This is a genomic window from Yeosuana sp. (assembly GCF_057126245.1).
Genome location: NZ_DBNGMQ010000048.1, coordinates 38745 through 50554 on the forward strand (window position 1 = coordinate 38745; position 11810 = coordinate 50554).

12 protein-coding genes are annotated in these 11810 nt (G+C 31.4%); 1 reads left to right on the forward strand and 11 read right to left on the reverse strand.

Translation table 11 applies throughout. The features are described 5' to 3' along the window. Positions 1–59 precede the first annotated feature (59 nt). The 8 genes from AC15TD_RS04850 to AC15TD_RS04885 all read right to left on the reverse strand — a co-directional run bounded on the left by AC15TD_RS04850 (position 60) and on the right by AC15TD_RS04885 (position 9025). Complete coding sequence (locus AC15TD_RS04850; RefSeq protein WP_484451004.1) at positions 60–518, reverse strand: pyridoxamine 5'-phosphate oxidase family protein; 459 nt, start codon at positions 516–518, stop codon at positions 60–62. Between the two features lie 13 nt (positions 519–531). Continuing rightward, entirely contained in the window at positions 532–1041 is a 510-nt protein-coding gene (locus tag AC15TD_RS04855; RefSeq protein WP_484451005.1) for a hypothetical protein, read from the reverse strand. A gap of 200 nt (positions 1042–1241) precedes the next feature. Further along, positions 1242–4076, reverse strand: a complete 2835-nt coding sequence (locus tag AC15TD_RS04860; protein WP_484451006.1) for a T9SS type A sorting domain-containing protein — start codon at positions 4074–4076, stop codon at positions 1242–1244. Positions 4077–4311: 235 nt separating this feature from the next. Continuing rightward, the gene (locus tag AC15TD_RS04865; protein WP_484451007.1) at positions 4312–5394 is read right to left on the reverse strand and encodes a fatty acid desaturase family protein; all 1083 of its coding nucleotides are present in this window, start codon (positions 5392–5394) and stop codon (positions 4312–4314) included. 82 nt (positions 5395–5476) lie between these two features. Continuing rightward, positions 5477–6697 carry a metallophosphoesterase gene (locus AC15TD_RS04870; RefSeq protein ID WP_484451008.1) on the reverse strand — a complete coding sequence of 407 codons (1221 nt, stop codon included), beginning with the start codon at positions 6695–6697 and terminating at the stop codon, positions 5477–5479. 3 nt (positions 6698–6700) lie between these two features. Beyond that, positions 6701–7306, reverse strand: coding sequence for a CDP-alcohol phosphatidyltransferase family protein (locus AC15TD_RS04875; RefSeq protein WP_484451009.1), 606 nt, complete (start codon positions 7304–7306; stop codon positions 6701–6703). A gap of 66 nt (positions 7307–7372) precedes the next feature. Beyond that, positions 7373–8290: a hypothetical protein gene (locus AC15TD_RS04880; protein WP_484451010.1), complete on the reverse strand. Its 918-nt coding sequence runs from the start codon at positions 8288–8290 to the stop codon at positions 7373–7375. Positions 8291–8356: 66 nt separating this feature from the next. Further along, on the reverse strand, positions 8357–9025 hold the full coding sequence (locus AC15TD_RS04885; protein WP_484451011.1) for a DUF6799 domain-containing protein: 669 nt from the start codon (positions 9023–9025) through the stop codon (positions 8357–8359). 218 nt (positions 9026–9243) lie between these two features. Between AC15TD_RS04885 and AC15TD_RS04890 the strand changes: the two genes are divergently transcribed. Beyond that, positions 9244–9648: a hypothetical protein gene (locus AC15TD_RS04890; protein ID WP_484451012.1), complete on the forward strand. Its 405-nt coding sequence runs from the start codon at positions 9244–9246 to the stop codon at positions 9646–9648. Positions 9649–9682: 34 nt separating this feature from the next. Here AC15TD_RS04890 and AC15TD_RS04895 read toward each other — a convergent pair whose 3' ends face one another. The 3 genes from AC15TD_RS04895 to AC15TD_RS04905 are packed head-to-tail and all read right to left on the reverse strand — an operon-like array spanning position 9683 to position 11790. Then, on the reverse strand, positions 9683–10594 hold the full coding sequence (locus AC15TD_RS04895) for a mechanosensitive ion channel family protein (RefSeq protein WP_484451013.1): 912 nt from the start codon (positions 10592–10594) through the stop codon (positions 9683–9685). Between the two features lie 9 nt (positions 10595–10603). Next, positions 10604–10903 (reverse strand): chaperone modulator CbpM, encoded by a 300-nt coding sequence (locus AC15TD_RS04900; RefSeq protein ID WP_484451014.1) that lies wholly within the window; start codon positions 10901–10903, stop codon positions 10604–10606. Continuing rightward, positions 10900–11790, reverse strand: a complete 891-nt coding sequence (locus AC15TD_RS04905) for a DnaJ C-terminal domain-containing protein (protein WP_484451015.1) — start codon at positions 11788–11790, stop codon at positions 10900–10902. Before AC15TD_RS04905 ends, AC15TD_RS04900 begins: the two co-directional genes overlap by 4 nt. Between the last annotated feature and the right edge of the window lie 20 nt (positions 11791–11810).

The window sequence follows — 11810 nt, forward strand, 5'->3', positions numbered from 1 at the left end:
AAACAATATAAATAAGTATATTAAAGGTTTTTATAAATATAATTTTGGTATTTGATAATTCATAAATGATTTCGTTGTTTTCCAATAAGGGCATCTATATGAATCTCAAAAACTACAGGCATATCATCATTATAAATTTTACTGGAAAAATCACCAATAGATGTTGTTTCTCTTTCTTCTTTCTTTTTAATTAAGTCTTTAATTCCAGTTGAAAATGTGTGAAGTTTAGATTTTGAATTACTTCCACTTAATTCGTGGTAAGTACCTTGTGCTAAAACGGATTTCCATTTGTTAATGGATTCAATTTCAGCAACTTCTAAAGAGATAAAAGGATGTATTCTTAAGGCCTTTGTTTTATGACCCTGAGTAGAATATCCAATAATAGAATGACTCATTTCGTCGAAATAGTAGGTAATAGGAACTACATAAGGTCTGTCCTTGTAGATGTATCCTAAGTAGCCTATGTAATTGTTTTTAATTAAATTTATACATTCAAATTTTTCTAGATTTATAATCATAGTCTAAGAGATTTTAATTTTTTAATATAAGATCTAATCTTTCAATAATCTTATTAGTATAAAAGCCAGAGTTTTTTAAATTAGATTCTCCTGTTAAAGCATCTATATCTTTTATTTTAAAAGAGCCTTTTCCGGATGTTGTTAATACAATAATTTTATCTTTAAAATTAAATGTGTTTTCAATAAACGATTGAACGTCACTTTGAGGTTTCCAGTTTTCCCAAGTATGTATAATAACTAGAGCCTTATAATTTGTTGGGTTAATATTTGGCAAAAGTGTAACGTCAATAACTTTTATAAAAATGGAATCATTTTGATAATGTTCAATAAGATTTTTTGTGATTATATTTTTAAACTTGCTTCCTTGTGTTGCTATAAGAATTTTTTGTTGTAAATCCGACGAATTATATTGTACAGGTTCAACAAAATCCATAGAATATTCATACTTGTACCAGACGGCAAAAACCAATAATAGAATTCCTAAAATTATAAGAACCACGGTTGTTTTAAGCTTTCTCGTCATAATAAATCGGATATTAATTTATAAAGGCAATATATTTTTTATCTGTTATTTATCCCATGATATTAATCAGTGAGAGGTTATATTTTAGGACTATTTAATTTTATGGCTGTTGGTTTAAAAGAATCCCAATAGATCTACATCTATTGGGATTCTTTTTTAATACTAAAAATCGAAAGTATTTAATTCGTTTTTTTAAGATTTTATTTCAGAATTAATTTTTTGACAGTCGTATTGCTGCCATCACTAATTTTAACAAAATACAAGCCTGATTGTAATTCACTTAAATTAAATGTTTGAGTATTTAATGAACCATTTAATTTAGAGGCAAATACTTTTTGACCTAGCATGTTATAAATATTTATCAACGAACTAGTTGTGTTTTTTATATTAACAATACCATTTTTTGCTGGATTTGGATATATGGTAAAGTTTTCAAATTTAGAACTATGAGTAGCTAATGTTGCACCTGGTTCTCCAATAAGTACATCCATATAAGTGAGATTATATGCAGAACTCATTATTCCTTTACCACCGCTTCCTGGAGCCTCTTGGGTATCAGATGTTTTTGCCATTACAGAGGTTTCTTCTTCTTCTTCGGGAACGATAATTTGAGTATCCTTATTAAACCTTAGGGTTCCTATACCTTCAGTTCCTTCATCAAAACTAAACGTCAATCGGTAATGTCCTTCTCCTTGATTCATACTATTCACATCCCATGTATATCCAAACATTATTTTACCTTTTACATTAATTTCGGAATTAAAGTAATCAGGACCAGTTCCGGCTTCAGAAACAGCTTGATTAAATATAGGCTCATTTATAATGTCAGAAGAATCAGGATTTGATTCGGTCCATTTTTTTTCATTTGGTAACCAAATAAGTCTGGTATGATCAATGCTTTCACTTGTGTAATTTAATTTTTGAATTGTAAATCGCGCATTTGGCGTATAAAGGGTAGCTTGAGTTCCTGCACCATATATCGGTTCGTCGTCTAATGTTGTTTGTAAACCATGAACTTCATCAGCACCCCAACTATCAACATGTCTCATGCTAAATTGAGTTACAGAATCTATATCTTGCAATAGAACCATTTCTGTTCTCACCTTCGAATTGATTTTCCAGGCTAAAGATTCTAGATTGTCTCCCCAATCAACCCAGTTTACATAAAGTGTGTCATTAGGTGGTACGGATGCATTATATGCTTGCCAAACATTCTTAGAGTCTTTTTGTATATAAGCTTTATATACTGTTGAGATTCCATCACCAGGATCTGAACCATCTTCACATTTACCGCTATTATTTTCCATTGGTTTACAACTATAAAGTGGTGCTTGTGGGTCAACGGGATCTTCACCCCAAACATACCACCATTCGCCTTCAAGAGAATAGGTTCCCATAGTGCCGGGTAAGACTTTCGAGCCACCATCTGCAAAAATAACAGGGAATGACAAGTTATTTCCCGCTGTATCATCGCCATCTGGTGGTGCTGATATTAGTTCAAATGAAACGGTTAATGGCGTTCCTTCGTCACCAGTCAGGTCGTCCCCAGAATAAGGGGTCACAGTTAAATTATAATTTCCTTTTGTAAAGTCGTTTCCTGAATAATCACCATTAGTATGACCATAAAGTGTATAAGGTGCTGTGTTTTCAGTTCTTGAGCTAGAATTTTCTCCACTTAGTTCAAACTTCACACTACCAACATCGCTTGTTACTAATGCTTCAACGCTAAGGTTTGAAACAGGAAGTTCATCGATATTTATTTTCATTCCATTAGTAAGTGAACCAAGAGACACATCATTAACGGCATCAATGAGTTCTAAACCTGTTACTGCTACCCATGTAAGCTCTTCGCTTGTATCTGCTCCAATAAGTATGTCAATATAGGTTAGATTATTAGATGGATCCATGACACCAACGCCACCGCTGCCAGGACCTCCCTCTTCAGTTTCAGCGGCTATTAATGCTTCAGTATGATCTTCTTCTTCTTCTGAAACTATTATCTGGGTAAATTCATCAAATTTAGCAGTTCCTATAGCTTCATCACCTTCATCAAAACTAAAGGTAATTCTATAATAACCTTCTCCTTGATTTAGACTATTTACATCCCAGGTATATCCAAACATTATTTTACCTTTTACATTAATTTCGGCATTAAAGAATTCCGGACCATCGCCCGCTTCAGAAACAGCCTGATTAAATATTGACTCATTTATAATATCAACTTTTTCAGATTGTTTTTCTGTCCATCCGGTTTCAGGGATCCAGATAAGTCTGGACGGATCAATACTTGAACTTTTGTAATTTAACTTTTGAATCGTAAATCTGGCATTTGGAGTAAAAACAGTAGCTTGTGTGCCTGGACCATATATCACTTCGTCGTCTAATGTTGTTTGTAAGCCATGAACTTCATCTATACCCCAACTATCCACATGTCGCATGCTAAATTGAGTGACGGAATCAATATCTTCATATAATACCATTTCTGTCCTTACCTTCGAATTGATTTTCCAGGCTACAGACTCCAGGTTATCACCCCAGTCAACCCAATCAACATTTAGGGTTTCTCCAGCTGGTACCGGCGCATTATAGGCTTGCCAAACATTTTTTAAGTCTTTTTGTACATAGGCTTTATAAACTATAGAGTTGCCGTCGCCAGGAGGATTCCCATCACTACAAAGATTTTCGTCTTCTTCTGAAGGCTCACAACTATAAAGTGGCGCTTGTGGGTCAATAGGATTTTCACCCCAAACATACCACCAGACACCTTCAAGAGAATAGGCTTCCATTGTACCAGGCAATACTTTAGAACCTCCATCTGCAAAAATTACAGGAAATGATAAGTTATTACCACCAGTTTCATCTTCGCCACCGCCACCGTGACCACCGCCACCGCCACCGTGACCACCGCCGCCGTTTCCGCCGCCGCCATTTCCGCCACCACCATTTCCGCCTTGTGCGTTAATGGTCTGGTTGGAACAAATAAATATGAATGGCATAAAAACCATTATTCTTAAAAAAGTAATTAGTGTTTTCATGATTAAATGAATTAATTAAACAAATAGTTTATATTTCGAATTCTCTTCAATACATAATTTGAAATATTAACTTTAAAAAACTAATTGAAGTTAGTAAAAGACAACAAGTATCTAAATGATACTCGTCAGTGACCAAAAAAGAAAAGTTATTAAAAAAAACCAATTTTTTAATGAGTGATAAGAGTTGTTCTAATGTGTAATTAGTAAGGTATGAGTGGTGCGAATAATTATTTTTTTATTTTTTGCCTAGTTCCTTAAGCCTTCTATAATGAGAAGCCAATGCATAAAACATTGTTGGTTTTAAATTGTAAGTAAACCCAAATTCTTCAGCTGTGGTTTTTACAATACCTGCAATTTTAGGATAGTGTACGTGCGATATATTTTGAAATAAATGATGTTCTATTTGAAAATCTAGACCACCAATATACCAACTAAACAAACCATTTCTTCTACCAAAATCTGATGTTGTTCTTAATTGGTGAACCATCCATTCATGATGAATAATCCCTTTTTTAACTGGTAATGGTTGATGTGTTCCTTCAACAACATGAGCCATTTGGAATACCGTTGTCATAATCATACCTGCTGTAATATGTAACACAACAAAACCGATAAGTATTTGCCAAAAGGCGAAATTGGTAAACCATAATGGCAACCCAATAATTATTAACAAGTAAATAACTTTAATGGCAATAAGTTTAATTAATTCTAAAGTAGGGTTTACATTAAGTTGTTTTGTAACGCCTTGTTTGTTATAGTTTAATAACACTATTATTTCTCCAAATAATCGGGTAAAGGTCATAAGTCCATAAAGCGGAAACGCATATAGATACTGATAACGATTAATTTTTTTAATAGGTGCATGTTCGCACAAACGTATAATACTTACACTAGAAATATCCATATCATAGTTATAAATATTAGTATAACTATGATGCTTTATATTGTGCTGTACTTTCCAATTAAAATTATTACTACCTAATAAAAACATGGTAGATGCCATGAGTTTATTTATCCATTTTTTTGAGGAATAGGAACCATGAGCACCATCATGCATAACAGACATGCCTATTCCTGCTTCTCCAATCCCCATTAAAATCACCATGAATAAGCCCGTTAAAGCGGAAATAGGAACGGTAAGAATTATAATGAAAGGTGTAAAATATGCAGCAAGCATAACTATTGTTTTTAAATAGAGATTATAGTTGCCATAGATTGAAATATTGTTAGATTTAAAATATGCACGTACACGTTTTCTTACTTCTCGTGTAAAATATTTTTCATTGGTATTATCGCTATGGAATTTAATTTTTTTCATCGAAATATATAAACGATACTATAAAATAGTAGTAAAACAAAGAATTATAAAATGATATTTATCAGTTCACATCGCCATAATTCTAATATTCCTTTATGATTTCAATATTTGAAATCTCTGGGCGCATCCCTATTCTTCCCGGAAAACCTAACCAACCTAAACCTCTGTTAACATATAAATATTGGTTTTTATGTTTATATAAGCCTGCCCAATGTTGGTATTTATATTTTATAGGGCTCCAACTCATTTTTTTATATTGAAATCCCATTTGCATCCCATGTGTATGGCCAGATAACGTAAGTGCAATATCCGTTTTATCGATAACCTCTTCACTCCAATGTGATGGATCATGAGAGAGTAATATTTTAAACGAAATATTTGCTACGTTTTTTAAAGATAGCGACAGATTGCCATATTGTTTAAAGGGTGGTTTACCCCAATTTTCTACACCTAGAACCGCTATTTTTTCTTGGTTAATTTCAATGATATCAGATTCATTAAGTAGTAATTTGAAATTAATTTTTTTATAAAACGTTTTAATATTGTTGAAATTTTCTTCTTTTTTTTTATTGGAATCCCATTGACTGTAATCTCCATAGTCATGATTGCCTAAAACGGCATATTTTCCTTTTTTTGCTTTTAATTTAATTAACACATTATCCCAACCTCGCAATTCCCAAGCAAAATTATTTACGAGATCGCCAGTAAATAAAATGAGGTCTGGATTTAATTCATTAATCAGTTTTACAGCTCTTTCTAGAATTTTAAAACGATAATTGAAACCTCCTATATGTAAATCTGATATTTGAACAATTTTTAATCCTTCAAACGATTTGGGCAAATGATTAAAACTAATTTTATGGTGATGAATTTTAAAGTGGTAAACAGCTTTAAATATAGCATAGACAATTACGAAAAAGGGAAGAAATCCAGAAAAGAGCCCAATAATTGGAACAATTAAAACAGCGACTTTTTCAGGAATCATAGTTTTACTAAAAAACAACATGGAGATTATTATCACGAAAATTATTTTGGGTATAAACGATGATATTGTTAGCCCATATAATGACGAAATAAGTACTTGTTTTCGTCTTGGGTTAATATCATCCAAAGTGGTTTTAAGAACAATAATAGCTGTAATTAAACCAACTGAAAAAACCCAAAACAGAATATTTATGGTTGTTTTTAAAAGGCTTGAGCTAATAAGTATTGTAATCGATTTTAGCCAATAAAAGGAGGTAATATCTACTATTAATATGGCTGCGCACAAAAGTAATATAGAAAATAAAGAAAAGCTGCGCATAGCCTAATTTTTAAATTCATTAGATTCCTTTTTTAGCCGTCGTTTGTCTCGTAACGCAAAAAATATACTTTTCACATCTGCAGCCCACTGGTCATACATATAAATAAGAACTATTTCTTCAAAGGTTTCTAATATTCCAATAATTATCATGAGATAAAATAAAACATACTCTGGTGTAAAAAATAAAGCCCATAAAATAAATATGCTTTGAAGAATTGCCGAAATTTTTGCTAAATAGGTATGGAATGCAGTTGCTTTTCCATACTTTAAATACGCTATTATCATTTGGAGAATGTAGGGTATAAATGCAACAAGAATTAAAAACAAATTGGTTTTGATAAAATTGGATTGAAAATAAAACAATCCAATTAGCCCAATAATAAGGGTTACTTGATCACCAAAAGAATCGAGTTGCGATCCTCTGGGACTTGTGATTTTTAACCGTCTAGCTAAAAAACCATCAATCGCATCTGTTAAATAACTTATTAATAATAACCATGCGAAGATTAATTGAAGGTCTAACCAAATTAAAATTAATAAAAATGGCGCAGCAAATATTCTGTAAAAAGAAAACCAATCGGCAATATTATAGTTTTTAAATGTAAGCATACTTTTTTGTTAGAACTTCGAAGAGTTAGCCTAATTTAAATGGCGAGTTATTTAACCATGATTTTTTTAAAATCTATAACTTATTCCTGCAATCCAATAAAAAGTAGTTTCTAAATCTTCTTTATATACCTCAGAATCTACGGTTAAGGTTGCTGGATTTTGAGGAACTACTAAGGTAGGTAAGAACGATATAATGACGGGTTTATTAATATACCAAATTGGCACACTAAATTCTATGGCCATAAGTCCAAATTTCTCACTTTCTTCGAGGACTAAAGTGGTTGTAGTTGTAGTTGTTGTAGTCGTTGTGCTGCCTCCGCTACCTTGACCACTACCTTGACCCGAACCAGTAGTTCTTTCGCTACCATAACGATTGTAAATATAATATTCTTCATAAAAATTTTGAGAACCAAAGAAAACTCCAATAGTTGGAGATATTTGAAAATCTCTACTTGTTGTGATAAAATCATGACTTATTTCCGAGGAAATGAACACATCGGATTTACCGTTTTTATTAAAAAAACTGGTAAAAGACAGGCTCATGTTGAATATGTCAAAATCATATTTTAATGCAGCAGTTATATCGGCTTCTACTTCAGAAATAACATTATAACTATCGGTATTGAAGATATATTTAGTAAATGAAATATCGCCACTAAATTTTTGAGAAGTAAAATCATATCCAACGCTTCCTAAAAACATATCGACCCTACTTTCATCTGATTTGGTTAGGTATGAGAGTGAACCAGTTGCATAAAAACCAGACTTGTTATAATACATAATAGTAGGATATAAATAAGGCGCCGTAATAGAATCTTTTCTCCCTAAATAAACGGCATCATTTATATAGTTTATTCCTAAAGACAAGTAAGACTCTTTGTTGTTGTTTTGCTTTACTGTTTCGGAATTGTTTTGACAAAATGTGAAACTGCTAATGAAAATAGCAAAACATAAAAACGTATATTTATTTTTATATGGAGTCATGATTGTCGGTTTTAAAAAGTTAAAAAAGGGGTTTTATAAAAATTAAAACCCCCTTTTGCTGCTTTATTAATAAACTGGTTTTTTTGTATTTTGTTTTTTCGTTTGTTTCTTAATTTGTGGTTTCTTGTTGATATTATTTTTTATCATATTTTTATTGTTAATCATTTTTCTGTACTGGAACATGTTTTTATACATTTCACCATCCATATTTAGACATTCACCATCTTTAAGGCGCAATTGTGCACGATCTCTTGTTTGATAAGTTCCGTCTGGATTAACAGTAGTTCCGTTGTCAAGTTTTACTTGTTTATTAATTTGATTTTGGTACTGGTTTTGAATTTTATATGCTTCACCATCCATTACCATAACTTGATATCGGTTCATATTACGTTCTTGAATTTGGTTTTGTGCTAATCCTTTGTTTTCTTTTTGCACTTTGTAACGATATTGGTATTCATTTCTGTATTTCACACCATCATTATCTAAGCATTCGCCATCTTTTAAACGCAGCCTTATTTGATCTCTAGTTATATAGGATCCGTCTGGGTTTACAACGGTACCATCATCTAAAATAATTTTGTCTTTTAATCTAATTTGATCTCGATCTTTAATTTGCAATACATCGCCATCTACCAGCATAACACGATCCTGATCTCGGTCTTGTATTTGGTCTTGGGCAACGATTGCTGTAGTTCCTAAAACTAATACAGCAGCTAATAAAATGAACTTTTTCATGGTATTACTATTTTAAAATTAATATTACACTAAAAGTAATTGTATACTACTTTTTTCGAAATGATATTTGTCAGTTGGATGGTGTTGTTCCTTTACTTTTTAAACTATGAAACAAGGCTTAGTAGTTATAAATAAATTGATTTTTTAAAGTTGATTGATAGATATCATTGTTAGTTATCTTGATATTAAAGTAAATTGAGTACATTAAAATTTAAATTATGAAAACCATTAAATGCTTTGTATTAATGTTCGCAGTATGTCTTTTTTTAAGCACAGAAAGTTGTGGACCGGTAATTATTTCATCGAGACCTAATTATTCAACACCTTCCTGGTTTTACCCTAACAGAGTTGTGAATTTAAGGTATGTATATTTTCCTGATTATATGGTTTATTATGACTTAAGTCTTGGCAATTACACCTATTTTAATAACGGTATTTGGTTAACCGTAAAAGTATTACCTCAAAGATTTAATAGCATAAATTTTAAGCATGCAAAAAGAGTACGTATTAACAATTATTATGGTAACAATATACTAGAATACCGCAGGAATAGTAATACTAATAAAAAAGGTAGACGAAGTACAAATAACGAAGAACCAAAAATTATTAGGCGAAGAAATTGAAGTGTATTTTAACATGTTTCCTTAAAGAATAAGGTTACGTTAATGGTTTATTTGCAATGTCAACGATTAAATCTGGGATTTTGATTAACTCAATCGTTGAAGAAGCTAAAATTACATCACCATTGGTTTTATTAATAGCTTCGAGGATTTTGTTATTTAAAATATGTCTTGTGGAACGCCTATTTTTGTAATCAACAATATACCTAATATTGAATTGAATCCAATTTTCGGTTAAGGTAATTGCTAAAGTTGGGTCTACCATGGCATCTTCAATATAATATTTATTCACGACATCTTTCCATTGTGATTTAGAATTTGATGTATACTCAGAGAGCACCTCAGAGGCAATCTTAATAATAATTGTTTTGGCCAATTCAACATCTGATCCATATCGAATAGGTAAATTAAATTCGTCCCAAATAAAAGGAAAGTCTTGGGAGTAATTATAAATGGGTCCTTTAAACACAAAGGAATTACTTAGTTTTACAATTCGACCACTGTAGTTATCGCTATGAATCCATTGTCCAATTTCCATCATGGTGGTATAAATACTGTTTACATCTATTACGTCTCCTTTAATTCCATTAATTTCTATTCTGTCTCCTGGTTTATATACCTTAACGATAAATATAAATAATGAGCCCGCAATACTTAAAATAAGCTCTTGAAGTGTGAAAGCGATACCAGCTGTAAATAATCCAATGGCAAGAGTAAAATCTTTAATATTACCTGTAAAATAAAAAAACGATAAAATAATGATTACAATGTATCCTATAATTTCTATGCTTTTTTGAGATTTGTATCTCGCGGATGTATCACTAACATGTTTTCTTAAAAAGCGTCTGAAAAGCTGAATTAAAATAAAGACAATAGATACTAATATAACATATTTAACAATAATGAAAAGCGTAGGATATTCTAAAATCCATTGTTTTATTTTTTCCATTGTAATTATTTATAAATCTTCATAAAGCCGTAACCTATTATGTAATATTGTTATTTCTTCTTTTAAAGATTCAACCTGGTTAAGTAAGTTATAAATAGCGTCTAAACCTTCAAAATTAATATCCAGATCATAATGTAAACGCATCATTTTCTCAACCTTGTTTAGTTGTTTTGTATGAATATAAAAATCATCTTTTTGTACAACCATTTCTATAAGTTGAAATTCTTGTAGCGTATCTAAAAAGGACACGGGAATATTATAACGATTGCAAAGTAATTGTATAGGTATTAAATCTGTTGTTTCCATCATTTGCGCAGTTTTTGCAACTCTTCAAATAGTGATTTTTCTTTATTTGAAAGGTTAGTTGGTAATTTAATTTGGTAGGTTAAAAACAGGTCACCAAACTTGCCCTCTTTTTTATATTTAGGAAATCCTTTACCAGTAAGTTTTGCGCGCGTTCCATTTTGAGTTTCTGGTTTTATCTTCAGTTTTACTTGGCCTTCAAAGGTATCTATAAGGTGTTCACCACCCAAAAGTGCTTTATATAAATCTATTTCTACGGTTGCATAAAGATTATCTTTGTCTCTTTTAAATTTTGAATGATTAATAATAGAAAACTGTATAAACAAATCACCATTTGGACCGCCATTTACGCCTTGACCACCGTGACCTTTTATTTTTATAATTTGTCCATTTTCAACGCCTGCAGGAATTGTAATTCTAATGTTTTTTCCATTAACAGTTAAAGTTCGCTTATGTGTTTTATAAACGTCTTTTAAATCGAGTTGTAGTTCGGCATTAAAATCTTGTCCTTTAAATTTAACTTGTCTACCACCAGTTCTTGAAGACGATCCACCAAACATATTATTAAAAAAATCTGAAAAATCTTCCTGCGATTGTCTTCCATATGAGCTTCGAGTGCTTCGTTGCTGGTATTGCTGTTGTGTTTTTGCTTTTTCAAATTCTTCAGCATGTTTCCAGTTCTCACCGTACTGATCATATTTTTTTCGATTTTCAGGATGGCTTAAAACTTCATTAGCTTCATTAATTTCTTTGAATTTTTTTTCTGCAACTTTATCGTTGGGATTTAAATCTGGATGGTATTTTCTAGCCAATTTCCGATAGGCCTTTTTTATATCAGCTTCAGTGGCTTTTTTTGTAATACCTAATATCTTATAATAATCTATAAATGCCATTTATTTTTTTATTAAAGGCT

Coding starts and splice junctions, on each gene's coding strand:
- AC15TD_RS04900 (WP_484451014.1), bottom strand. CDS start 10,903: ATGATGGAAACAACAGATTTAATACCTATACAATTACTTTGCAATCGT.
- AC15TD_RS04885 (WP_484451011.1), bottom strand. CDS start 9,025: ATGAAAAAGTTCATTTTATTAGCTGCTGTATTAGTTTTAGGAACTACA.
- AC15TD_RS04905 (WP_484451015.1), bottom strand. CDS start 11,790: ATGGCATTTATAGATTATTATAAGATATTAGGTATTACAAAAAAAGCC.
- AC15TD_RS04895 (WP_484451013.1), bottom strand. CDS start 10,594: ATGGAAAAAATAAAACAATGGATTTTAGAATATCCTACGCTTTTCATT.
- AC15TD_RS04865 (WP_484451007.1), bottom strand. CDS start 5,394: ATGAAAAAAATTAAATTCCATAGCGATAATACCAATGAAAAATATTTT.
- AC15TD_RS04850 (WP_484451004.1), bottom strand. CDS start 518: ATGATTATAAATCTAGAAAAATTTGAATGTATAAATTTAATTAAAAAC.
- AC15TD_RS04880 (WP_484451010.1), bottom strand. CDS start 8,290: ATGACTCCATATAAAAATAAATATACGTTTTTATGTTTTGCTATTTTC.
- AC15TD_RS04855 (WP_484451005.1), bottom strand. CDS start 1,041: ATGACGAGAAAGCTTAAAACAACCGTGGTTCTTATAATTTTAGGAATT.
- AC15TD_RS04890 (WP_484451012.1), top strand. CDS start 9,244: ATGAAAACCATTAAATGCTTTGTATTAATGTTCGCAGTATGTCTTTTT.
- AC15TD_RS04875 (WP_484451009.1), bottom strand. CDS start 7,306: ATGCTTACATTTAAAAACTATAATATTGCCGATTGGTTTTCTTTTTAC.
- AC15TD_RS04870 (WP_484451008.1), bottom strand. CDS start 6,697: ATGCGCAGCTTTTCTTTATTTTCTATATTACTTTTGTGCGCAGCCATA.
- AC15TD_RS04860 (WP_484451006.1), bottom strand. CDS start 4,076: ATGAAAACACTAATTACTTTTTTAAGAATAATGGTTTTTATGCCATTC.